The following is a 20,601-nucleotide window of genomic DNA, read 5'->3' as shown; positions in this document are numbered from 1 at the left end:
TCAAGATAATGCACTTTTCATTAATATATCGCATGAATCAGCCTTTTTGCAAAGGAAAAAGTTTCCCCTTTTACCTGAATAACATAGACCCCCTGTTTTTGCTCTTGCATATCGAATTCATAGGTCTGATTCAGAACCCCGGAAAACTCATATTCACTAACCACGCGACCGCTTAAATCCATCACACGCATGAACACATTTTCTTTTGAAGGCAGATTGAAGGTGAGCTTAAAGCGTCCATTGACTGAAGGGTTGGGAAAAAGAGTCCCGTTTTCAGAAACGACCGGATTGCTCACGAAGAATTCTATGTTATCGACAAATATTGCCCCGGCATTTCCGTTCACTCCCAGAAAGGCGATGTTAAGGTCTTCCTGCCCCAGGTAAGGTGTCAGGTTGATGGTGATTTTCTCCCAATCCTGTGGTAATGCGGGAACTTCCTGTCCGTTGAAATCATTATTGCCGAGCTCCGAACCGGTTCTTGAAAAGAGAACGATGTCATAGCTAATTCCGCAGTCATCAGATAAAAGTACGCTGAAGGAATCGGAGGTGCTATTTACCCGTTTATACGCCAGGTCAAAGGTTATAAAGGCATTATCGGCATCACGTAACGAAAATTTCGGACCGATCAGGTAATCGAAATCCCCGGGATTATTATTATTCTGATTAAAAAGAGCCATGGCAGGGCCGCTTCCGGTAGAGACCAACTCCCATCCTGTAGTTGGTGGCTGGGTTAGTGGAAGCCAGGCAGCAGGATCCTCAGGGTCATAATTGTCAAAACTTTCGCGGACTGGCAATTCAACAGTTTTGTCGCTTACAATGAAACTCCGGCTTAATTCACCGCTTTCACCCAGTCCGACCCCCGAATTATTAATATTACGCACCTGTGCAAAAAGAGAATGGTACCCTCGCGCAAGCTCCGGCATGTCGGTCGTTATCTGTATTTCTTCACCCGAAGCCAGATTGCCGTTGAATACATAAACACCCTGGGGCTGGTTATCGATACGAAGATCAAGCTCAAAGTAATTGATGGTTTCTGTAGTGGTGTTCACCACTCCAAAGGTAAGCGGAACAGTGCGATCAGCGCAATAGGAAGGGCCCGGTGAAAGCAAACGGACTGATGATCCGATGTCCAGACGAACATTATCGATATAGAGGTTATTTCCATATCCGTTAATTCCAACAAATGCAAGTCGCACCTTTGTGCCGAGGTAGGGAGTCAGGTTTACCACATCGGTACGCCAGTCATTTGGTCCGCTGGGCGTGAAAGGTGAAGTCCTTGAACTGGCAGTTCGCAATGTTGATCCCACCTTATAATAGACCGTGTCGCTGGCGAAAATCGGAGAAGCGCAATCGCTGGTGGCGGTGATCATCAGGCCTTCGAAGTTAGCATCTACACTGGGGTATCCGCTATAGGCAACATCGAATATAAGTGAAGCCTGGGAGGCATCGGTAAGATCAATTACCGGTGAAATGAAAAGGTCCAGTTCACCATAATTTTCGTAATCAAAAAGGTTCAGGTAAAGACTCTGGTTCATTGCGTTTCCGTTGTCGGCTTGCTGGAGCTCCCAGGTACTCAGGCCGTCCGGATTTTGTATGATCCAATCATTTGGTAATGTGCTGAAATTCAAATCAATAGAGATTGATGCTTCATCAGATACCTGAATATATTTTGACTTGCTGTCGTTCAAAGGGTTCCCATCAGATCCGCCGTTTACACCTGTGATGGAAAAGGATATTTCACCCTCGCCAGTAAACTCAACGACCGGCATCTCAACGGTTGTTATCTCGCCTGGAGCTAAGGTGACATTCACATTTTTTGTGTCGATTACAGTTCCATTTTTTGCAATATCAACAACAAAAGAATTCACTGTATTCGTGCCATAATTTCGCACTTCGATCATCGGGATAAGGGGACCGGGACATACGAAATCAGACGGACTACCAATGGACCGAACCCCCATATCGTTGGCGACGATAACAGGGGGAACAGCTCCCAGTGAAGACTGAAGGCTCAGTCGGCGCGGACTATTGTCGAGCACAATACGCATCCTGTCTTTTTGGTCCTGAGTGAAAAGGTTGAGGCAGGCATCATTTGAATAATCCATATAATTCTGGAACATATCGGGCAGGTCACCCGGTCCTGTATTGCAGCTATTTGGTCCCGGGAAGGTACATGGTTCGCCGATATTTGAATTTGGGTTGCCCTGACGGGGGGTGTCCTCGCAAAAATCATCGTCGCTGCAATCCCCATCGCCCCAAATGTGTCGAAGCCCCAGGTAGTGGGCGACCTCATGGGTGGTGGTTCGTCCCAGGTTATACTGGTTAATAAGATTGGCCGGCGGGTATTTTTCTTTGGACCCGAAAGCTCTGTAGTCAATAATTACTCCATCCGTGAATGGGTATTCGCTGCCGTTATCGAGCCCGGCAAGGCTGGAAACAGGAAACTGGGCATAACCCAGGTAGTTATCATTCAGATCGGTAACCCAGATATTCAGATAATCTTCTGCCGGCCAGTAACTTAGATTTTTCAGGGCATAGTTGTCGGCGAGCTGCCAGATATTCCGGTCTCCCTGCTTGCGAACAATGCCATTCGTGGGAAGACCTTCGGGGTCCCGGGCGGCGAGTACGAAATTCACTTCGATATCTGCCGCTACCGGTTCAAACACAGACGGGGTATTGACGCGGTCTTCATTCAGGCGTCTGAAATCTTCATTAAGTACCTCAATCTGGGAGAGTATTTGTTCTTCAGCCAAATTGGTCCCATTGCCAATCAGCTCGCCTTCATTGATGATATGAACGACTACCGGGATGGTGATAACCTGTTGAGCTGATTGAGGCTGGTTTTCATTGGCTTCCCTTGATCTTAACTGCCTGAGTTTTTCCCGCATCCACGATTCAAATTGCGCTGGATCCTCGTAGCCGTAGTTTTGATTTTTCTGCAATTCCTGGAAAGACTTGATGGCACACTTTTCCTGGGCGAAAGATGTTGTAGTGCTTATAAATAGCAAAAAGCCTGTTATTAACAGGCTGATTGATAAATTATATGTATTTCGCCGGGATTTTGCCACTGTCAGAGCATATTATCGGGAAGTTTCGCATGCGGGTCTCCCGGTTTGGTGATATTGATGGCTTCCACCGAAATTACTTCAGGTACTGCCTTCTTGATGGCCTCTTCCACACCTGCCTTTAGGGTCATGGTAGACATGGGGCAATTACCGCAGGCGCCCAGCAATTCCAGACGAACGACCATATCATCAGTCAGTTCTAAAATCTGAACATTGCCCCCGTCGGTTTCCAGGTAGGGGCGGATGTTGTCAAGTGCCTGATCAATTCGTTTAACTAACTCGTCTTTTTTCATTTTGCTCAAAGTGGCCATTATTGAACTTCAACTGGTTTGGTTTTATCCTGTGTGGCATTCCTTATAGCAACCTGCTGGGCCAATGACTCGGCAAGGTTTCTGAATGCTTCACTGGAAACTGTATTTTTCAGTGCGATCGGATAACCGGAATCACCGCTTTCACGTACTTCCTGTTCTATCGGCAGCTGACCTAGGAGAGGAACATCGTATTGCTTTGATAAGTTCTCCCCGCCGGATTCGCCAAAAATATAATATTTTTTATCGGGCAACTCAGGCGGAGTAAAGTACGCCATATTTTCAACAATCCCCAGTACAGGAACATTGATCTGAGGCTGCCTGAACATTTGAAGTCCTTTTCTGGCATCCGCAAGCGCCACCTTCTGCGGAGTAGTTACAATGATTGCACCTGTCACAGGAACGGTTTGCACCATGGTCAGGTGGATATCACTGGTTCCGGGAGGCAGATCAATTAAAAGATAGTCGAGGGGGCCCCAAAGCGTATCACTTATGAATTGTTTAAGTGCCGAGCTGGCCATAGGTCCGCGCCACACGACCGCATTGTCGGCAGGCGTGAGGAATCCAATGGAAATGAGCTTAACACCATATTGCTCTAGTGGCATAATCATATTCTTCCCGTTAACGGGCTGAACCCCGGGTTGTTCATGTTCGCAATTGAACATGACTGGCACGCTCGGACCATAGATATCCGCGTCGATAAGCCCTACTGAGGCACCCTGTTGCGCAAGAGAAACTGCCAGATTAGCGGCAACAGTTGATTTTCCTACGCCTCCTTTTCCGGATGCTATAGCGATGATATTTTTAACGTCCGGCAACAAAGGTCCTTTGTCCCGGGTTGTAGTCACATTTGAGGTCATCAGGATCTCCGCCCGGATTTCAGGCGACAAATGCTCATTGATGGCACGTTCACAGTCCTTCCGGATCACTTCTTTCAGGGGGCATGCCGGGGTGGTTAGTACCACAGTGAACTTTACCGCATCACTAAATACCTCGATGTCCTTCACCATATTCAGCGTCACCAGATCCTTTTTTAAATCAGGATCAATTACAGTGGAAAGGGCCTTTTTAACATCTTCAATTCCGTACTTCATATTTCCAGTCTGTCCGTTCTTTGTTGAAGCATCAAAAATACGTCATTTATTCCCTTTACAGCAATGCATGAAGGATTCTTTTACCTTATTTCTTCTTATGGAAGATCAATGTTAGTGAGGCAGGATTATCACCGGCTGTCACCACTTTCTGAGTCATTTTATTTTTTTCAATGGTAATGGTGCCGTCCATCAGTTTATTTCCATTCATGTCCAGGTCGGCATAGATCAGCGAATTTCCTTTGAAACTTCCTTCCGCACGTATAGCACTTTTACCATCGTAAAAGAACATGTGAATTTTGTCTGTGATTTGGTCATATGCCATTAATTCAGATTGCGTAAGCTCAAAACTGCCGGTAGCATTTTTGGAATAGACTATGCAATAAAGACCATTGGTTTCTGTAACCTCGTTGCATGTGATCATTGTCTCGGGTGGTGAAGGCATGTCAACACTCGATGAGAAGTCGGCAGGAGAAAACAGCCATGTTCCGGAAAGCATTTTTAATTTTTCAAGTTGTGAATCCTGGGCGATGACAAAAGAAGAGCTGAAAACAAGCAGGAGTTGAAGGATAATTGGTTTTTTCATGTTGAAAAGGCTTAGATATTCTGAATATACCATATTATTCGAAAAATTAAATCGGATCGAACGACACCATATATTTTAGTAGATTTACAGTATGATTTCAAAGGCCACTATACAGGAAGTGCAGGATCGAATGGATATCGTTGATATCGTTTCTGATTTTGTTACGCTGAAGCGAAAGGGTAGTGGTAAATATTTATGGGCCAACTGTCCGTTCCATGATGAAAAGACACCGTCATTTTCAGTAACACCCGACAGAGGGATTTACAAGTGTTTTGGATGCGGTAAATCAGGTGACTCGATCAATTTCATGATGGAACATGATGGGTTGAGTTATGTGGAGGCAATCCGCTACCTGGCCGGTAAATATGGAATTGAAATTCAGGAGACCACGATGTCTGATAAGGATCAGGAACTTCAGAATGAAAAGGAAAGCCTCTACATTGTTCTTGATTACGCAGCCGATTTTTTTAGAAGAAATCTCAGTGATACTGATGAAGGTCGAAGCATTGCAGGAAGCTATTTCCGTGAGCGGGGCATCAATTCACAATCGATAGAAAAGTTTCAGCTTGGTTACAGTCTTGAGAAGTGGACTGCCTTATTCGAGGATGCCACAGCCAGGGCCTACAAGGAGGAATTGCTTGAAAAGGCAGGCCTTATCGTAAGAAAGTCTGAAGACAAGGTTTATGACCGCTTCAGGGGACGGGTTATTTTTCCTATTCATAACGTTTCAGGCAGGGTGATCGCTTTTGGTGCCAGGACACTGCGAAAAGACGATAAGCCGAAATACCTGAATTCACCCGAGAGTGATGTCTATCACAAGAGCAAGGTTCTTTATGGTATTTTTCAGGCAAAGAACCACATCCGTCAGCAGGATAAGTGCTACCTGGTTGAAGGATATACCGATGTTATCTCGATGCATGAAGCAGATCTGCCCAACGTGGTGGCTTCTTCAGGTACAGCCCTCACCACAGATCAGATCAAACTGATCAGCCGGTTTACCAAGAATATCACCGTTCTCTATGATGGGGATCCGGCGGGGATAAAGGCTTCGCTGCGAGGGATTGACATGATCCTGGAATCGGGAATGAATGTGCGTACGGTGGTCTTTCCGGAAGGCCATGACCCCGACAGTTACTCGCGTGAGTTAGGGACTTCGGGTTTTCAGAAATATCTGGCAGAGCATGAGCAGGATTTCATTTCTTTCAAGGCGGCATTGTATGCCAGTGAGGCGGCTCGTGATCCGATAAAACGGGCAGAATCGATCAAGGAGATTCTTTACAGTATCTCGAAGATACCGGATGGACTGAAGCGGGCGGTGTATGTAAAAGATACTTCCCGGATGCTTGAGATGGAGGAATCAGTGCTTTGGTCTGAACTCAACAAGCTCATGATAAAGGAGCAACGGAGTCAGCGTAAGCCCGATATGCCAGAGCCACCACTGCCCGATTATTCACAGGAACCTGTAACGGAGGAGCAGCCGGCAGCTCATGAAGAACTTATAGCGCTGCACGAACGTGAATTTATACGGTTGCTCATCAAATTTGGATCCCATCCCGACGATGAGGAGCAGCCCATGCATGAAGTAGCCCGACAGGAACTGGAGGATGTTGAATTCATTACCCCCATATATCGCGAAATCTTCACCATGTACACCAAACGGGTTCAGGCGGGTGAAGCCGTGGATGCAGATTATTTTATTCGAAATGGCTCGGAAGAAGTAAAAAAGATCGTGGTGGATCTGATCTCCGATCGTCATGAAGTGAGCAGCCTGTGGTTTGAACGGTTTAAAATTTACGTTCCTTCTGAGGAGGATCTGGTAGGAAGGATGTTTTTTACAAATATGGCCCGCCTGAAACGCAGTATCATTCAGAAGCTGATTGATGAACATAAGGAGAAGTTGAAAAATGCTACTGATCCGGATGAAATTGATGAATTATTGCACATCCAGCAGGAACTTAAAAGAACCGAGAAACAGCTTGCAGACGTGCTGGGGATCGTGATTCCCAAATAAACATTGAAAAGATATGAACGACATCAGGTATTTCATTGTTAACCCTGATGAGTTTTTAAAGCGGTAAAAATGCGGTAAATTCGCCGCAGCTGGAATCTTATGGAGGAAAAAATAAAACTAAATACAATACCTGAGGCTATTGAGGACATACGTAATGGCAAGATCATTATCGTAGTCGATGATGAAGACCGTGAAAATGAGGGTGACTTCATCTGTGCCGCAGAAAGTATTACACCTGAAATTGTAAATTTTATGGCCACTCATGGCCGTGGATTGATTTGCGTTCCGCTGGTAGAAGACCGATGTGTAGAGCTTGAACTGGAATTGATGGTGGGTCGAAATACAGCGGCCTATGAAACCCCATTTACTGTTTCGGTTGATTTGCTGGGGGATGGTTGCACCACAGGTATTTCTGCTCACGACCGTTCTAAAACCATTAAAGCCCTAACCAATCCGGAAACAAGACCGGAAGATCTTGGTAAGCCCGGACATATCTTTCCCTTGAAAGCCAAACGTGGGGGAGTTTTACGCCGCGCAGGGCACACTGAGGCTGCCATTGACTTTGCCAGGTTGGCAGGATTTCAGCCCGCTGGCGTGCTGGTAGAGATTATGAATGAGGATGGTTCGATGGCAAGGCTGCCCGATTTACGTTTAGTGGCTGACCGGTTTGATTTGAAGCTGGTGTCTATTCAGGATCTTATTCAATACCGTATCGAAAAAGAGTCCCTTATCGAAAAGCAGGTTGAGGACGTGGATATGCCTACCGACTGGGGCCATTTTAAGCTAACTTCCTATACACAAACGAATACCGGAGATAATCATATCGCCCTGGTAAAGGGCACATGGGAGAAAGATGAACCAGTACTTGTAAGGGTTCATTCAAGTTGCGTGACCGGTGATATTTTTGGGTCTTGCAGGTGTGATTGCGGCGGTCAGTTGCATGCGGCCATGAAAATGGTTGAAAAAGCTGGTAAAGGTGTAGTTCTTTACATGAACCAGGAAGGTAGGGGTATTGGTCTTGTGAATAAGCTGAAGGCCTATAAACTCCAGGAAGAGGGTCTTGATACAGTTGAGGCTAACCTGAAACTGGGCTTTGATATGGATCAGCGGGACTATGGGGTAGGTGCACAGATTTTGCGCGATCTGGGCGTGAATAAAATCCGCCTTATCTCCAATAACCCTAAAAAGAGAGTTGGCCTTATCGGTTACGGACTTGAAATTATTGATAATGTGCCGGTAGAGATCAAACCAAACAAATTCAATGAGCGTTATCTGACTACGAAGAGAGACAAGATGGGTCATCAGATCTTGCGCGATGCAAAGTAGAATAGTAACGTTGATTTTCTGCGGGTTCCTGGTAACTGCGTTTACGGCGCACGGACAGTCATATTCAACTGACGTATGGCACCGTGGCAACCTTTTCCTGTTTGAGGGGGATACCCTGAGTGGTGAAATAAAGTACAATATGGAAAACCAGTCGGTCCAGTTCACCAGGGATGGATCGACAGTCCAGGCGTTCAGCCCCCGGAAAATCCTGGCCTTTGAAATCTATGACAAGATAATCCAGTCCTACAGGATATTCTATATACTTCCTTATAAAAGTCAGGGAACCTACGAGGCACCTTTTATTTTTGAATTGTCCTATGAAGGTCCGTATGTCTCCCTGCTGCGAACTGAAAAGCTGGAGCTGGTTGTGCGAAGCCTGCCCTACATGTATTCAACCTATACAAATGAGGAGATGGTGTATACTTATTATTTCCTTGACAGGTCTGGTAGGATCAACGAGTTCAATGGTAAAAAGAGCGATTTGAACCGTATTTTCAGAGATCATGCCGCTGAAATCAGAAGATTTGTGAAGGATGAGCGTCTAAAGCTTGATCGTCTGGATCATTTGATTAAGATTTGTTCCCATTATAATTCACTCGTAACTAAATGAAGAAGCCGCTTATACTCGTTTCAAATGATGATGGAATCACATCCAAAGGAATACGGCTGTTGGTAAGTATCATGAGTGAACTTGGCGAAGTGGTGGTTGTGGCTCCCGACGGACCGCAATCCGGGATGGGGCACGCTATCACGATTGGCAATACTCTCCGGCTGGAGGAAAATGATATCTTTCCGGGCGTAGCAGCTTATGAATGTTCCGGGACGCCCGCAGACTGTGTGAAGATAGCCAAGCACTTTGTCCTGAAGGACCGCAAACCGGATCTGGTGGTGAGCGGGATAAATCACGGCAGTAATACATCCATCAGTGTGCTTTACAGCGGAACCATGTCAGCTGCTATTGAAGGTGCCATAGAAGGGATGCCGGCGATTGGATTTTCATTGTGCGATTATGCATCTGATGCTGACTTCAGTCATGTGGCTGATTACGTACGCACCATCACGAAAAAAGTCCTTAAGGACGGTCTGAATGAGGGAGTTGCCCTTAATGTGAATTTTCCACCTAAAAGGAATGAATCCATCAGGGGAATAAAAATTTGCCGGCAGGCCCGAGCACGTTGGCAGGAAGAATTCGATTTAAGGTACGATCCCAACGGCCGCAGATATTTCTGGCTGGCGGGCAATTTCGTCAATCATGATAAGGGTGAGGACAATGATGAATGGGCGATTGCCAATAACTACGTTTCGGTGGTGCCATGTCAGTTCGACCTGACAGCACACCACACGGTAGTATCGCTTAATTCAAACTGGGACGATATTCTTTGATCAGAGCAGCGACAAAAACCCTGTAACCTGCTGATATAAAGCATGTGATTCGGTTACATGCCCCTCTATGGCCTTTTTAAGATAGGGTGGAATTTCCTCGCCAGTGCCCAGGCGCTTGACAACATCATTAATCATGGTGGTTAATTCGTCATCGCCCATTTCTTTGGCTCCCTTCAAAATATCATTTGCCTGTGCCATCACTTCTGTATCAACTGCAACGGTGGTTGTGATTCCTGCAGGACTACCAGCCATTTGATTGGAAGTATTGGATGCGATACAGGCATTATAGGCATCCACAAGTTCTTCCATTTCTTTCCGCTTGTATGTGCCGTCTTCCAGTCCCAAAGTGATCGCATTACATCCGTCCAGGAACTTCGTCATGGTTTTTTTGAATAACATGGTGGGAACTTCGATACCCGTCCCGTCCATCTTATACAGGTAGGTGCCGGCAAAAGCGAAGTTCTTATCGATGCGAAACCTGTAAAGACTCAGGTATCCATCTTTCTCCAGCATCATGATCCGATATTTATCCCCTTGCTTGATGGTTCTGTATTTCTGACCGTCCTTAATGATGCTTTGGAACTCATAGGCTTTCAGACGCTTTTTATCTGATCCGTCATCAAAAATTATTTCCTCATATAATTCCTCAGGGAATAAAATTTCAATAGTCCCTGAAAGTGTATCACCCTGAACGGTAACAAGTTGATCCTGGGCGTATAGCGTATACGACCCAAGCAAAATAAACAGTATTATCAGTCCTCTCATGTTTGCAAAATTACAATTAATCCGATCTTTTCCCATCCCTTTTTAGGCGACCGGCTTTTTTTAGCGCATCATTCAAAATCCATTCGATCTGACCGTTGGTGCTTCTGAATTCATCCGCTGCCCATTTCTCCAATGCATTAAGCAAATTTGGGTCCAAACGTAAGGCAAATGCTTTTTTCTTAGACATAATCTGATTCGTTCTTCATCATTCTCTCCATCGCGTTCTTGATGCCCTCGGGATTTCGTGTCCCCAGGAGGAGGGTCTGTCCACTTTTCAGATGTAGTTTCAGTCCCCTTGTCCCGGAAATAGTAAGGGCTTTACCGTGTTTAAACGAATACCGCACACCCCAACCACCATAGTGACGGATGGGATATTTAACGACTTCATAGCTGTTGATATCTGTGCGCGATATCGATTTTTCCTTGTTGACCAGGGGAGGCATTCTGTAAATGATACGGCCTTCCTCGATGCGCACATCCAGGTACAAGCTATAAAGTAGCCATGTCAGGAAGAATAGGACAACCATGGCAATTCCAGATGATATAATCATTTCCATGGTGTCCCTTTCCTTATTCTCGGTAAGAAAAATGAAGGCCATACCTCCCAGGGTCAGCGCAACGAAGCCTGTCATAATATACATGAATACGGTCTGTCGCATGTACTGAACTTCGTGGTAAATGCGGGACTTCATTTCTAATGATTTAAGGTTCCGGTGTTAACAACAGGGCTCACATCCTTGTCGGCACATAGAACTACCATGAGATTGCTCACCATAGCTGCCTTTCGCTCGTCATCCATATCTATCACATTTCTTTTCGAAAGGTCTTCAAGCGCCATCTCCACCATGCTTACCGCACCTTCCACAATTTTATGGCGGGCCGCTACAATGGCTGTTGCCTGCTGACGTCGCAGCATTGCACCAGCAATTTCAGAGGCGTATGCAAGGTAGCCGATACGTGCTTCGATTACATTAATTCCTGCAATTTCCAGACGGTTACTTAAATTCAGCTCCAGTGCATGGTTTACCTCATCGAGGCCACTTCTGAGAGTGATTTCCGCTTCATCATCTTCAAAATTGTCATAGGGATACAATCCGGCAAGTTTACGTACTGCCGCATCGCTCTGAATTCGAACAAAGTTCTCATAATCATCTACCTCGAAAGCAGCCTTGAATGTATCGCTTACCCTCCATACCAGGATAACTCCAATGAGGATTGGATTACCAACTTTATCATTCACCTTGACACGCTCACTGTCGAAGTTGCGGGCTCTCAGTGAAATGGCCTGCTTTGTGAAGAATGGGTTCACCCAATAGAAACCATTCTTTTTTACTGTGCCCTTGTAATCTCCGAAAAGAACCAGAACACGGGAACTGTTTGGATTCACATAGAAGAATCCGGGTAGCATGATCAGAAAGGCAAGTAAGCTCGCCAGTCCGATTAAATTCCTCATTCCAATAAACAGAAAGAGGGTAACTGCCAGCAGCAGAAAGGTTACAAATAACATGATGTAACCGGACAGGGGATTATTTTCTTTTTCCATTTGTGTGATATTAAATTGATATCATAAATATATTATATTAATGTAATTTACGCAATCTTTTTGAAAAGGTTGCCATCGTGCTGCGCATTCAGCGCCAAAGGCGTCTTTTTCCTGCCGAGGTTCCTTCACAGGGCACAGGTAAGAAGTCTGAACTTCAAATGGAGTGAGAAATAAAAGTCTTATAAAATCATTCCGACCGGAATTACGGATTGCCTTGTCAGTTATGCTTTGAAACTAACCTGATTATCACACTGTCGCGTGCGGATCGCTCAGTCGTTCGCAAATTCCTTTTAGTGACTTTATTTTGCGTACGTGCTCATGGTAGATCAGTTTCCATAAAGCTTCTACAATCAGAGATGAAAATAGCACCACCCCGGCAATGGCAGAAATTTCAATGAAACCCACAGGGGGCATATAAAGTACAGCGTACAGTAACATTAAAAAGCCTGCAAATAAAGGTATGCCATATCTGTAGACATTGCGATAGAGGAGGAGGATGTCCAGATTATTCTTAAGAAGCTGCAGTAACCCTCCGGCTTCGGTGTGTTTCCTGGTGATCAGGGCCAATTTCAGTTGGAAATGAACCCAGAGTAAAATATTGAATCCGATCATCGATGCCAGTATGATCCACTTATATTTAAAAGCAAACATGAAGGATATGCCAATGATTAAAATACTTATAGCGACTGATATGAAGTAATCATATATCAATTTTTTATGTAGGTGAGCAATGGATTTCCTGAGAGAATTGCCCATGAAGGATTCCATTTGGCTAAAGTTATAATGAGTACTGTCCTCAGCCGATTTTTTCCATATTTCCGTGTATTGAATCTCGTCCATGTCCCTAGATCTTTTCAATGATTTCCTTTAGCTTTTTTCGTATTCTGGTGAGTCTTGCTCCTACATTGGAAACGGAAATTCCAACAATCTCAGCGATTTCGTCATAGCTGTAATCCTCCATCTGCAGAATGAGCAATGCCCGTTCTTCCGGCCTGAGCATCTGAATGGCTATTTGAACCAACTCAGCTTCGTCTGAAGATGTCTTATCCATTACAACGGTTTCCGGCAGAGGATCGTAAGACCTCAATTTTTCTTTGCGCTGGTAATTCAAGGCTGTAAACAATGCCACTTTATACATCCAGGTGCTCAGTTTTGATTTATTCTGGAAGCTGTCGATGCTTTGCCAGAGGGTTGTGAGAATCTCCTGAAACAGATCATCCCGTTCAGAAGGGGATGTGTACGCATTACAGATCTTATGGAGAATCCCCTGATTCTCGGTGATCATTTTAATAAATGCATGTTCCTTTGTGTTCAACCTGAATTATTAGTAACCCGACATTAAAAATCCTTACAATAGTTGACGAAAAATGTTTTTTGAAAAAAAAATCTTGAGCTAGTGTAACAAAAAGGCAGCAAAATCAGTCTAATACATAAACAACCAAGGTCATGCTATCTCTTACAAGAAAAATCCGTAATATCTTCGTCGCATTATTCCTGTGTGCCTGGTGTATAAGTGCGGTGCATCTTGGCAAACAGCATCTGAAAGCTTCCAAGGCCAGTAAGACGGAAATAGAAAGTGTAATTCCTTCCTCCACAACAGCCAAATCACTGGAAAATACATCGTTGTTGGTGACAACTTTTGTAGGCGTAATCCATTACTTTTATCAAAAGTAGAGGTTGCCTGTGCGCGTAATCATCCTTCTTTTTTGCATCTTGTGTTTTCATTGCGGAAGTGATTCTGCCTCTGAAATGATTTCTATGAATAATCAAAGTGAGCAAAAAGAAATGCGGCAGTTCCTTGCATTGGGCGATTCTTATACGATTGGTGAATCCGTGGGGGAGGATGACCGCTGGCCTGTTCAACTTGCAGAGGAGATTAATAGTTTAGCTGACTCAGCATTTGCAGCTCCGGTAATCATCGCCAGAACCGGATGGCGAACGGATGAGCTGATCTCTGCAATTGGTGACAGGAAACCTACAGACGATTTTGACCTGGTTAGTCTTCTGATCGGGGTGAATAATCAATATCAGCAGCGTCCGGTTGAGGATTATCGAAAGGAATTCCGTGACCTGGTCGAAATAGCGATTCAAAAAGCCCGGGGTAATCCCGATAGAGTGTTGGTTGTGTCGATCCCTGACTATGGCTATACACCGTTTGGTGCCGCCAACAAGGAGAAGATTTCTGCCGAACTGGATAACTATAACGAGATAAACAGATCCATCGCCCAAGAATATGATGTGATTTATGTTTCCATTACCGATATTTCCCGGAGTACCGATGCGTCACTCGTGGCAGATGATAATCTGCACCCATCGGCAAGGCAATATGAGTTATGGGTGGAGCGGATTCTGGCCAGCGAACGATTTGCCGCAGAATTTCTGAATGATTAAGCGCCTTTGGCTACCCGCAAGGTTCTTGCAAGTAAAAGGGCCAGCAGACTAAAAACGACGGCGATCCATCCTACATTTTCATAACCTACCAGTGCCTTGGCGCCTTCAGTAACTTCCGATGGTCGTTCTGTGATCATCGTACCCGCTATCAGTGTTGCCAATCCGCTACTCATTTGCTGAATGGATGACCGTGCGCTCATGAAGCTTCCGCGGTTCTCAGGCCTTATCACAGAGGTAACCATGGTGGTCGACGGGACCATTCGTCCATTCGCCAGCACAAAAAATAATCCACTCACAACCAACGCCTCCCACAATGGGATTGGCGGCATATGTGTTATAATGATGATTGGTATGAGCACGAGAAATCCGAATATCGTGAATACTTTCAGTCTGCCATTCTTGTCTGCCATTCTGCCTACCCAGGGCGATGAAAATATGGTAAGAGCACCGCCAACCAGGTAGATATAGGTAAGCTCCTGTTCGGTAAAACCTACATTTCCCACCATGTAAGGTGCAATGAACGGGATGATCGTGAAGTGACCAAACATAAGAACTGAAGTGAATAAGAGTCCAAGAAGCGGATTCTTTCGCCCAAAGACATTTTTTATAACTTCCTTAATACCAGCAGGTTTTTGCCCTTCAGCTAAATGAGATTTGAAAGCAGGCACCAGGAACCTGATCATAAAAAGGATGGCCAGGGAAATTCCTGCCAGGAAGAAGAAGGGTGCCTGCCAGCTAAAGAGGCTGGCCAGATACAATCCGAACGGAACACCAAAAACTGAAGCAGCCGAGAACGATGCCATCACAATCCCAATACCTGCTGCCCTGCGTTCAAGCGGAATGGCATCGCTGACAATTGAGAGGATTAGCGCTCCTAAAACACCGCCAAAAGCACCTGCAAGGCAGCGGGACAACAGGAGGATTTGATAATTTGGCGCCAGAGCGCAAGCGATCGTACCGAGTAAAAAGCCGGTATAAATGAAAACGAGACTGCTTTTACGATCGAATCGGTCAATCAGAAATGCAGCAAGGAAACCACTTGCACCCGCTGTGAATGAATAGGAAGATACCAGGAAGCTAAATTGCTGCGGGGTAATATCGAAAAGGCGCATTAGTTGCGGACCTAGCGGCATCATGATCATGAAATCCATAATATGGGTGAACATGGCACTTGCCAGGATCAGCAGGAATAATCGCTCTTTGTTCATTCGGATGTCATCAAATATCGTTTATTGTTCAATCCACTTGCCTTCACATGCCAGCGTGTTTAGCGGCAGCCTTTTGCGGGGTGCGCGTTCGCTTTCTTCCAAATCCTCAGGCAGGACCGATGGATCTCCCCCGTAATAGCCCACTGCTACAGCCGTGGTAATGTGAAAGCCTTCCTGAACATTAAATATTTCCTGGAGTTTCTTCCAGTCCAACCCTGCCATGTGATGTACAGCCAGTCCCATGCTTTGGGCCTGTAAACTCAGATTACCCATGGCTAGTCCGAGGTCGTGCAACGCGTGAAAATTTTCTTTACCCGAGTTAAACTTTTCTTTATATGCGGTCAGAATGATTACAGGGGCATTTTTTACCCACTGTTGATTAAATTCCGCCAGGTGTTTCAGTATTATTTTATAGGCATCTGATTCTCGTTTTGCATAGATGAATCGCCATGGCTGTTCGTTCATTGAGCTGGCAGCCCACCTTGCTGCTTCAAAAAGTGTATAGATGGCCTCGTCGCTTACGGGAGTATCTGCAAAAACGCGTGGACTCCACCGGGATTTAATTAAAGGGTGAATAGGAAAGGTTGTATTTGCTTCTTTTATCATAAGATGGAAAGTTAAATAAACTAACGGAAAACTAACGGAGAAGTCCTGAACGTTGTTCATTAAAATACAGTCATTAATTCGTGGTGAAAGAGGCAACATAATAACGCACGTAAGTAATGGTTGGGAATTCAAATGTTTAGCTAGCAATAAATTGCAATCTTCGAGATACAGAAAATTTCTACCGTTTACCGAAAATTTCTGTTCATTGGTCTTGAAGTTTATGTCAAAATTCAAAATGAACGTACCTTCAATGATTGAATGAGGGGTTTAAATAGTGATTCATAATTGTATGATTAAGAGGGATTTGATATTATTGGTTGAGGATGATGATACGGATGCGTTCATCGCACGTACATTATTGTTGCGGCAGGAGCCCGGGTTAAAGATTGAGAGACTCAACCATGGACTTGAAGCGCAAAAATATCTGGACGAGTTCGATGAGATGCCGTCGCTGATTATTCTTGATCTGAACATGCCTTTCCTGAATGGGCGTGATTTTTTAAAGGAACTCAGAAGTTATCCCGAAGGCAGAGAATGTGAAGTGGTTGTGCTGAGCAGTTCTGAAAATAAAGAGGACCTTCGTCAGTGTAAAGAACTGGGTGTCACCAATTATTTCATTAAGCCTCTTACACTTGATATGGCCAATAAGATTATTTCTCTTTCACGGTCTACTGCAGGTTGATAAACTTTTATCTTTGACGGCCGTCGATATTTACTTATTTTTCTAAAATATTAATCAACCCTTTCACACATGAAAAGATTACTGGTACCCACTGATTTTTCGCCAGCATCCGAAGATGCATTGAAACTTGCTTCCAGCATCGCAGATAAATCAGGCGCAGAAATATATCTGGTCAATTTTACCGAACACCCCTTTGATGAATCCTTTACTACAACAGGGGACATGCGAGCTAAATTTGATGATGAGGAAACACTCTTTACAGTCCAGTTGATACGCAGGAATAATGAGCGTCTTCAGGCACTGGCTACTAAATATACTGAAGGCCGCGTAATCAATATCCAGGTTTACGGACAGGACCTGGTAGACGGAGTTGAAGAATATGTGCATGATAAAAACATTGATCTGATCGTGATGGGAACAACCGGTGAGGAAACTGCACGAGAATTCTTCACAGGAAATCATACCGAGCAAATCATTGAAAAAGCCACCGTTCCCGTGCTTTCGCTTAGAAGCGGACAGGAAAACGTAAACTTTGAAAACGTGGTAGTGGGTATTGAACTGGATTCAGATTCCAAGGATAATTTCCGTGCGGCCACTCAACATCTGAATGCCTTCGCAGCCGCGATGAGCTCCAAACTACATCTGGTCCATATCAGTAAACCTGGTGATAAGAACAGGGATGAGGTAGAAGCCCAGATTCATTCTTTTGCAAAAAAATTCAACATTGAAAATTACACATCCAATCTTCATTATTCCGATGATATTGAAGATGGACTAACACGATTTGCGCGATTGAATGAAGCAGGCATAATCGCTGTTCTGTCACATGCGGAAGGAGGTTTTTTCAGGATATTTTCGTCCAGCGTGTCCGAAGAACTCAGTAAAGAATCTGAAGTGCCTGTCTTAAGCATTAATCTGCACAATGTATAAGGCAGATTAGCCTCAAAAAACATTTTAAAGCCAGTGGAATCACTGGCTTTTTTGTTTCTTTGATGTAATGTTTAACCGGAGTTTATTATTATCAGGGATCATTCTGAGCCTGTTTAGCCTGCTAAGCCTCAGCGCATGCAATACGGTCAAGCCTTATTATGCCAAACAGGAGAAGGAATGGCAGACGCGTCCACTGCCCGAATCTGAGCCCGACCACGTGGTTTATCTTATCGGTGATGCCGGTGATCTTCAGGCAGAAGATCCCATAGGAACAATCCTGACCACACAGCTCGCAACCCATCCTGATGGGGCAAGTTCATTAATATTTTTGGGGGATAATATATATCACTACGGTCTTCCGCTGCCAGACGCGCCCGATAGAAAGGAAAAGGAAGAGATCATCGAAAACCAAATGAAACTGGCTGATGGTTATTCCGGAAACACCTTTTTTATTCCGGGAAATCATGACTGGAATAAGTCAAAGGAGGGAGGTCTCAGTGCGATTCGCAGGGAGGAGAATTATGTAGAAGCCCATTTTGGCGGTCAGAATGTTTTTCGCCCTGACAACGGATGCCCCGGCCCGGTAGAATTGCAATTAACCGATTCCCTGGTTTTAGTTATAATAGATTCAGAATGGTGGCTTCATAAATATGAGACAGGGCTTGGCATTAAGGATGGCTGTTCGGTAGATTCCCGGGAACAGTTTGTTGAGCAGCTTTATGCGGCACTGGAATCTAATTCGGAACGGGAAGTACTCCTGGTTGCACATCATCCGGTAGTTACAAACGGTGTTCACGGAGGTCATTTCGGGTTTTTGGATCACCTTTTTCCTTTGCGTAATGTTCGGAATTACCTGTATGTCCCGCTTCCTGTAATTGGTTCGATTTATCCGGTTGCCCGAATGAGTGGCGTTTCCAGGCAGGATACACCCAATAAGGTTTTTAAATCTTATAAAGCTATCATCGATACAGCTTTCACTAAACATCCCAGGCTGATTTACGCTTCAGGTCACGAGCATAATCTGCAAATGATTGAAAAGGACAACATACGGCAGATCATAAGTGGAGCTGGTTCAAAACTCAATTATGCTGCAAGTGGTCATAAAGCAAACTTTGTGCATCAGAACAGGGGATACAGCCGAATGTTATACTATGCTTCCAGCGAAATTTGGGTAGAATTCGTAGCTGTTGATCCGGAGAATGGAGAAGGAAGGGTGGTGTATCGCAAACAAATTTTTTAGTCTTTTTTCATTGAAAATAAATTCGCTTTTACCGCAAATTCATTTTTTTAATATTTAATGCGGAGATTCGCATTATGAGCAAAATCGTGATTTCATTCCTGATCGCCGCTTTATTATTGATAGCGTTTTTCACGTATCAGGCGTATACTTCTTCAACACAATCCCTGAAGATCCGGTATAATGTGCAAACTACACTCGCTGCGTATGACGATATTACACTTCAGATAAAGGATGCGTATGAGCAGGTATTGATTTTTAATCTTTCTGGCGACCGGAGCCATATCGACCGGTACCTTGGCTCTGAAGAAAATATTTATCGAAAACTCTCGGAAATTGAAGGGATGGTTTCTGAATTGGGACGAAGCGACTTGCCCTCAGATAGCCTTCGAACCCTGATATCGCGCCAGTTTCTGCGGATGGAGAAATTCCGGCTGCGAAACGACGCATCACTTGTTAACGATACGCTTTCATTAAAGCTGCTGAATGAATCCCTGGAAGATCAAAACCGTATTCAGGAAACGATAGATCATGATAAAGACAGTATCGCGGGATTATCGGAAAACCTTGGACAATCAGGGGTTCTAACTCCGGCATTCATCGCATTTCTTGCGCTTTTGGGAATCGGAAGTGTGGTTTATATTAGCCGGCAGGTAGTGAAAATGGAAGGGGAGGTCGCTGGAATCGAGGAAAAATTGCGTAAAAATCAACAGATTCTGAGTGAGGAGATTGAAGATCGGGAGAGGCTTGAATCTTCCAGGAATCTGATCCTGAATATTTCAGATGAGTTTTGGGTGGAAGTTCGTCCGGTTCGTGACCTTGATGAAACTGTTGATTTCCACGTGAACATGATGAATTCGAAGGCTGATGCGATCCTCCGTCCGGATGGGGAAACATCTCTTCAACGGATTCTTTCAAAGACGCTGACTGAGGACACCCGGGACCAGTTTCTGGATGAATTGATTGAAGCTTCAGAATCAGGGGATTTAAGGACAACCCAATTCAGACTCGAGCATGAGAATGTGGCAGGTGAGTACGGTGTGCTGATTCAGCCTCATAAGGATATTCTGTTACTGAAGGGATTATACAAAGGATATGTCTCTGAACTCGAAATGAGAATATCAGAATTAGAGCAGGAAAACAGTTATTGGTTCAATGAGTCCGGAAATTATCTGGCGGTTTTAAATTCCCAGGGAAAAGTTATCCGAATGAATCAGGCCTTCTCTGAATTTGCGGGAGCTGCAGAGTCCGGTCGTGACTACCTCTGGGATATTCCGGTATTTGAGAAATCCGAATCTGACAAGCATGAACTTCGGCAGGCCATCCGTGAATTGTCGGAATCAAACATTATCGTAACCATTAGTAAGATTGTTTCCGGCGGGAAATTGCATGGAATTCTGGATAAAAGGAACCAGATCAATTCAATTTTGGTAATCATACCAGAAACCACTGAAAAAGATTAAATTTTC

Annotated in this window: 22 protein-coding genes; 10 read left to right on the top strand and 12 right to left on the bottom strand. The window is 44.6% G+C overall.

The features are described 5' to 3' along the window. Nucleotides 1-20: 20 nt before the first annotated feature. The 4 genes from LDX50_RS14360 to LDX50_RS14345 all read right to left on the bottom strand — a co-directional run bounded on the left by LDX50_RS14360 (nucleotide 21) and on the right by LDX50_RS14345 (nucleotide 5,050). Nucleotides 21-3,008: a T9SS-dependent choice-of-anchor J family protein gene (locus LDX50_RS14360; RefSeq protein WP_225697993.1), complete on the bottom strand. Its 2,988-nt coding sequence runs from the start codon at nucleotides 3,006-3,008 to the stop codon at nucleotides 21-23. A 62-nt stretch (nucleotides 3,009-3,070) separates the two neighbouring features. Further along, on the bottom strand, nucleotides 3,071-3,358 hold the full coding sequence (locus LDX50_RS14355; protein WP_225697992.1) for a NifU family protein: 288 nt from the start codon (nucleotides 3,356-3,358) through the stop codon (nucleotides 3,071-3,073). Nucleotides 3,359-3,375: 17 nt separating this feature from the next. Then, entirely contained in the window at nucleotides 3,376-4,467 is a 1,092-nt protein-coding gene (locus tag LDX50_RS14350) for an Mrp/NBP35 family ATP-binding protein (RefSeq protein WP_225697991.1), read from the bottom strand. 85 nt (nucleotides 4,468-4,552) lie between these two features. Beyond that, nucleotides 4,553-5,050 (bottom strand): hypothetical protein, encoded by a 498-nt coding sequence (locus tag LDX50_RS14345; RefSeq protein ID WP_225697990.1) that lies wholly within the window; start codon nucleotides 5,048-5,050, stop codon nucleotides 4,553-4,555. Between the two features lie 91 nt (nucleotides 5,051-5,141). Here LDX50_RS14345 and dnaG point away from each other — a divergent pair, with 91 nt between their 5' ends. The 4 genes from dnaG to surE all read left to right on the top strand — a co-directional run bounded on the left by dnaG (nucleotide 5,142) and on the right by surE (nucleotide 9,770). Further along, entirely contained in the window at nucleotides 5,142-7,061 is a 1,920-nt protein-coding gene (gene dnaG, locus LDX50_RS14340; protein WP_225697989.1) for a DNA primase, read from the top strand. 99 nt (nucleotides 7,062-7,160) lie between these two features. Continuing rightward, the gene (locus tag LDX50_RS14335) at nucleotides 7,161-8,387 is read left to right on the top strand and encodes a bifunctional 3,4-dihydroxy-2-butanone-4-phosphate synthase/GTP cyclohydrolase II (RefSeq protein WP_225697988.1); all 1,227 of its coding nucleotides are present in this window, start codon (nucleotides 7,161-7,163) and stop codon (nucleotides 8,385-8,387) included. After that, nucleotides 8,377-8,997, top strand: coding sequence for a hypothetical protein (locus LDX50_RS14330; protein WP_225697987.1), 621 nt, complete (start codon nucleotides 8,377-8,379; stop codon nucleotides 8,995-8,997). Before LDX50_RS14335 ends, LDX50_RS14330 begins: the two co-directional genes overlap by 11 nt. Further along, nucleotides 8,994-9,770 (top strand): 5'/3'-nucleotidase SurE, encoded by a 777-nt coding sequence (surE, locus tag LDX50_RS14325; protein ID WP_225697986.1) that lies wholly within the window; start codon nucleotides 8,994-8,996, stop codon nucleotides 9,768-9,770. Before LDX50_RS14330 ends, surE begins: the two co-directional genes overlap by 4 nt. Here the strand turns inward: surE and LDX50_RS14320 are convergent, their stop codons facing one another. The 6 genes from LDX50_RS14320 to LDX50_RS14295 form a co-directional block, all read right to left on the bottom strand. Further along, on the bottom strand, nucleotides 9,771-10,535 hold the full coding sequence (locus tag LDX50_RS14320; protein ID WP_225697985.1) for a hypothetical protein: 765 nt from the start codon (nucleotides 10,533-10,535) through the stop codon (nucleotides 9,771-9,773). 16 nt (nucleotides 10,536-10,551) lie between these two features. Further along, nucleotides 10,552-10,722 carry a type II toxin-antitoxin system antitoxin gene (locus LDX50_RS14315; protein WP_225697984.1) on the bottom strand — a complete coding sequence of 57 codons (171 nt, stop codon included), beginning with the start codon at nucleotides 10,720-10,722 and terminating at the stop codon, nucleotides 10,552-10,554. Next, a complete protein-coding gene (locus tag LDX50_RS14310; protein ID WP_225697983.1) occupies nucleotides 10,715-11,227 on the bottom strand; it encodes a hypothetical protein in 513 nt (170 codons plus the stop codon). Before LDX50_RS14310 ends, LDX50_RS14315 begins: the two co-directional genes overlap by 8 nt. Nucleotides 11,228-11,229: 2 nt before the next feature. Continuing rightward, nucleotides 11,230-12,078, bottom strand: coding sequence for an SPFH domain-containing protein (locus tag LDX50_RS14305; RefSeq protein WP_225697982.1), 849 nt, complete (start codon nucleotides 12,076-12,078; stop codon nucleotides 11,230-11,232). A gap of 246 nt (nucleotides 12,079-12,324) precedes the next feature. After that, complete coding sequence (locus LDX50_RS14300) at nucleotides 12,325-12,729, bottom strand: hypothetical protein (RefSeq protein ID WP_225697981.1); 405 nt, start codon at nucleotides 12,727-12,729, stop codon at nucleotides 12,325-12,327. A gap of 193 nt (nucleotides 12,730-12,922) precedes the next feature. Beyond that, a complete protein-coding gene (locus LDX50_RS14295) occupies nucleotides 12,923-13,393 on the bottom strand; it encodes an RNA polymerase sigma factor (RefSeq protein WP_255647358.1) in 471 nt (156 codons plus the stop codon). Nucleotides 13,394-13,524: 131 nt separating this feature from the next. On the opposite strand from LDX50_RS14295, the gene LDX50_RS14290 reads away from it, so the two are divergent. Both LDX50_RS14290 and LDX50_RS14285 read left to right on the top strand, forming a co-directional pair. Further along, nucleotides 13,525-13,752: a hypothetical protein gene (locus tag LDX50_RS14290; RefSeq protein ID WP_225697979.1), complete on the top strand. Its 228-nt coding sequence runs from the start codon at nucleotides 13,525-13,527 to the stop codon at nucleotides 13,750-13,752. A gap of 84 nt (nucleotides 13,753-13,836) precedes the next feature. Further along, nucleotides 13,837-14,469 (top strand): SGNH/GDSL hydrolase family protein, encoded by a 633-nt coding sequence (locus LDX50_RS14285; RefSeq protein WP_225697978.1) that lies wholly within the window; start codon nucleotides 13,837-13,839, stop codon nucleotides 14,467-14,469. Here LDX50_RS14285 and LDX50_RS14280 read toward each other — a convergent pair. Further along, nucleotides 14,466-15,677 (bottom strand): MFS transporter, encoded by a 1,212-nt coding sequence (locus LDX50_RS14280; protein ID WP_225697977.1) that lies wholly within the window; start codon nucleotides 15,675-15,677, stop codon nucleotides 14,466-14,468. The two genes, LDX50_RS14285 and LDX50_RS14280, sit on opposite strands and share 4 nt — an antisense overlap. A 21-nt stretch (nucleotides 15,678-15,698) precedes the next feature. Then, nucleotides 15,699-16,283, bottom strand: a complete 585-nt coding sequence (locus LDX50_RS14275; RefSeq protein WP_225697976.1) for a nitroreductase family protein — start codon at nucleotides 16,281-16,283, stop codon at nucleotides 15,699-15,701. Between the two features lie 289 nt (nucleotides 16,284-16,572). Here LDX50_RS14275 and LDX50_RS14270 point away from each other — a divergent pair, with 289 nt between their 5' ends. The 4 genes from LDX50_RS14270 to LDX50_RS14255 all read left to right on the top strand — a co-directional run bounded on the left by LDX50_RS14270 (nucleotide 16,573) and on the right by LDX50_RS14255 (nucleotide 20,595). After that, nucleotides 16,573-16,965 carry a response regulator gene (locus LDX50_RS14270; protein WP_225697975.1) on the top strand — a complete coding sequence of 131 codons (393 nt, stop codon included), beginning with the start codon at nucleotides 16,573-16,575 and terminating at the stop codon, nucleotides 16,963-16,965. Nucleotides 16,966-17,034: 69 nt separating this feature from the next. After that, nucleotides 17,035-17,895 carry a universal stress protein gene (locus LDX50_RS14265; RefSeq protein WP_225697974.1) on the top strand — a complete coding sequence of 287 codons (861 nt, stop codon included), beginning with the start codon at nucleotides 17,035-17,037 and terminating at the stop codon, nucleotides 17,893-17,895. A gap of 67 nt (nucleotides 17,896-17,962) precedes the next feature. Beyond that, nucleotides 17,963-19,135, top strand: coding sequence for a metallophosphoesterase family protein (locus LDX50_RS14260; RefSeq protein WP_225697973.1), 1,173 nt, complete (start codon nucleotides 17,963-17,965; stop codon nucleotides 19,133-19,135). A 74-nt stretch (nucleotides 19,136-19,209) separates the two neighbouring features. Beyond that, nucleotides 19,210-20,595, top strand: coding sequence for a hypothetical protein (locus LDX50_RS14255; RefSeq protein WP_225697972.1), 1,386 nt, complete (start codon nucleotides 19,210-19,212; stop codon nucleotides 20,593-20,595). The last annotated feature ends 6 nt before the right edge of the window (nucleotides 20,596-20,601 follow it).

This window comes from Fulvivirga sedimenti (genome assembly GCF_020328055.1).
Note: the sequence above shows the minus strand (reverse complement) of the source record. Positions and strands in the feature narration are given on the sequence as shown.

Excerpts from the sequence above, each read along its gene's own strand:
- LDX50_RS14335 (WP_225697988.1), top strand. The coding sequence starts at position 7,161 with ATGGAGGAAAAAATAAAACTAAATACAATACCTGAGGCTATTGAGGAC.
- LDX50_RS14275 (WP_225697976.1), bottom strand. The coding sequence starts at position 16,283 with ATGATAAAAGAAGCAAATACAACCTTTCCTATTCACCCTTTAATTAAA.
- LDX50_RS14255 (WP_225697972.1), top strand. The coding sequence starts at position 19,210 with ATGAGCAAAATCGTGATTTCATTCCTGATCGCCGCTTTATTATTGATA.
- LDX50_RS14290 (WP_225697979.1), top strand. The coding sequence starts at position 13,525 with ATGCTATCTCTTACAAGAAAAATCCGTAATATCTTCGTCGCATTATTC.
- LDX50_RS14315 (WP_225697984.1), bottom strand. The coding sequence starts at position 10,722 with ATGTCTAAGAAAAAAGCATTTGCCTTACGTTTGGACCCAAATTTGCTT.
- LDX50_RS14280 (WP_225697977.1), bottom strand. The coding sequence starts at position 15,677 with ATGAACAAAGAGCGATTATTCCTGCTGATCCTGGCAAGTGCCATGTTC.
- LDX50_RS14270 (WP_225697975.1), top strand. The coding sequence starts at position 16,573 with ATGATTAAGAGGGATTTGATATTATTGGTTGAGGATGATGATACGGAT.
- LDX50_RS14350 (WP_225697991.1), bottom strand. The coding sequence starts at position 4,467 with ATGAAGTACGGAATTGAAGATGTTAAAAAGGCCCTTTCCACTGTAATT.
- LDX50_RS14300 (WP_225697981.1), bottom strand. The coding sequence starts at position 12,729 with ATGTTTGCTTTTAAATATAAGTGGATCATACTGGCATCGATGATCGGA.
- LDX50_RS14355 (WP_225697992.1), bottom strand. The coding sequence starts at position 3,358 with ATGAAAAAAGACGAGTTAGTTAAACGAATTGATCAGGCACTTGACAAC.
- LDX50_RS14305 (WP_225697982.1), bottom strand. The coding sequence starts at position 12,078 with ATGGAAAAAGAAAATAATCCCCTGTCCGGTTACATCATGTTATTTGTA.
- LDX50_RS14330 (WP_225697987.1), top strand. The coding sequence starts at position 8,377 with ATGCAAAGTAGAATAGTAACGTTGATTTTCTGCGGGTTCCTGGTAACT.
- surE (WP_225697986.1), top strand. The coding sequence starts at position 8,994 with ATGAAGAAGCCGCTTATACTCGTTTCAAATGATGATGGAATCACATCC.
- LDX50_RS14345 (WP_225697990.1), bottom strand. The coding sequence starts at position 5,050 with ATGAAAAAACCAATTATCCTTCAACTCCTGCTTGTTTTCAGCTCTTCT.
- LDX50_RS14260 (WP_225697973.1), top strand. The coding sequence starts at position 17,963 with ATGTTTAACCGGAGTTTATTATTATCAGGGATCATTCTGAGCCTGTTT.
- LDX50_RS14265 (WP_225697974.1), top strand. The coding sequence starts at position 17,035 with ATGAAAAGATTACTGGTACCCACTGATTTTTCGCCAGCATCCGAAGAT.
- dnaG (WP_225697989.1), top strand. The coding sequence starts at position 5,142 with ATGATTTCAAAGGCCACTATACAGGAAGTGCAGGATCGAATGGATATC.
- LDX50_RS14320 (WP_225697985.1), bottom strand. The coding sequence starts at position 10,535 with ATGAGAGGACTGATAATACTGTTTATTTTGCTTGGGTCGTATACGCTA.
- LDX50_RS14285 (WP_225697978.1), top strand. The coding sequence starts at position 13,837 with ATGAATAATCAAAGTGAGCAAAAAGAAATGCGGCAGTTCCTTGCATTG.
- LDX50_RS14310 (WP_225697983.1), bottom strand. The coding sequence starts at position 11,227 with ATGAAGTCCCGCATTTACCACGAAGTTCAGTACATGCGACAGACCGTA.